Annotated in this window: 1 protein-coding gene; it reads left to right on the forward strand. The window is 40.7% G+C overall.

Going from position 1 to position 1266, the window contains the following annotated elements; all coding sequences use genetic code 11:
• Window positions 1-77: 77 nt before the first annotated feature.
• A protein-coding gene (locus H5116_RS20060; RefSeq protein WP_182716928.1) for an IS3 family transposase occupies window positions 78-1258 on the forward strand; the annotation gives its coding sequence in 2 pieces (ribosomal slippage) (window positions 78-336 and window positions 336-1258; 1182 coding nt in all).
• The last annotated feature ends 8 nt before the right edge of the window (window positions 1259-1266 follow it).

Below are 1266 nucleotides of genomic sequence, written 5' to 3' on the forward strand. Positions count from 1 at the left end.
TGTAGTGGTAAATTAATTTTGGCCACCCATTAAGAAAGAAATGTTATGCTGATAAGCATACAAATTTGGGTGAAAAAATGACGAAATTAAAACGTGCAACGTATTCTGCAGCAATCAAATTAGAAACAGCTCAGCTTGTAGTTGACCAAAGTTATACTCAAGAAGAAGCAGCCAAAGCGATGGGTGTGGGTAAATCAACCGTTAGTAAGTGGGTTACTCAATTAAAGCAAGAGCGTAATGGCCAGCCACCATCGGCTTCGCCAATGACGCCCGAACAAATTGAAATCCGCGAACTTAAAAAGCAAATCCAACGCATCGAATTAGAAAAGGATATATTAAAAAAGGCTACCGCTCTCTTGATGTCCGACTCCCTGAACAATTCTCGTTAATTGAGAAACTAAATCAACGAGAGCGTTACCCAATTAGCGTGCTGTGTAACGTATTCAATGTGCATCGTAGCAGCTATAAATATTGGGCTATAAGGGATACAACGCCCACACCAGAACAAATAAGGCTAGAGGCTGAAGTTAGAGCAATACATGCAATGAGCGGCGGCTCAGCTGGGGCGCGGACAATCGCGGCAATAGCAACGAACAATGATTTTGAATTGAGTCGTTATCGTGCTGCTAAGCTAATGGTTAAATTAAAGCTTGAAAGCTGCCAAGTACCTCAACATTCATATAAACGCGGCGGTAATGAGCACCTTGAAATTCCAAATCTGCTTGATAGACAATTTGATGTTGTTGAGCCAGATACCGTGTGGTGCGGTGATGTGACGTATATTTGGGTAGGTAATCGCTGGGCTTATTTAGCCGTTATTATTGATTTATTTGCACGTAAAGTAGTTGGCTGGGCCATGTCGTTGTCGCCAGATACTAATTTAACGCTAAAAGCGCTTGAACTCGCGTATGAAAGCAGAAGAAAACCGACAGGACTGATGTTTCATTCAGACCAGGGTAGTCACTATACCAGTTTAAAATATCGTCAACGTTTATGGCGCTATAAAATCAAACAAAGTATGAGTAGGCGTGGAAACTGTTGGGATAATGCACCAATGGAGCGATTTTTTAGAAGCTTTAAAACGGAATGGATGCCAAAGGTTGGATATGGAAATTTTATAGATGCTAAATATAGCGTTAGTGATTATATCAACGGATATTACAACAACGTTAGGCCGCATCATTATAATGCCGGTTTAGCGCCAAATGAATCTGAGGTTAGATATCAAGATTCTAAAACTGTGGCCAAATTTTATTGACCACTACA

Origin of the sequence: Pseudoalteromonas sp. SG45-2 (genome assembly GCF_014164115.1) — a bacterium.
In the GTDB taxonomy this organism is placed as follows: Bacteria; Pseudomonadota; Gammaproteobacteria; order Enterobacterales; family Alteromonadaceae; genus Pseudoalteromonas; species Pseudoalteromonas distincta.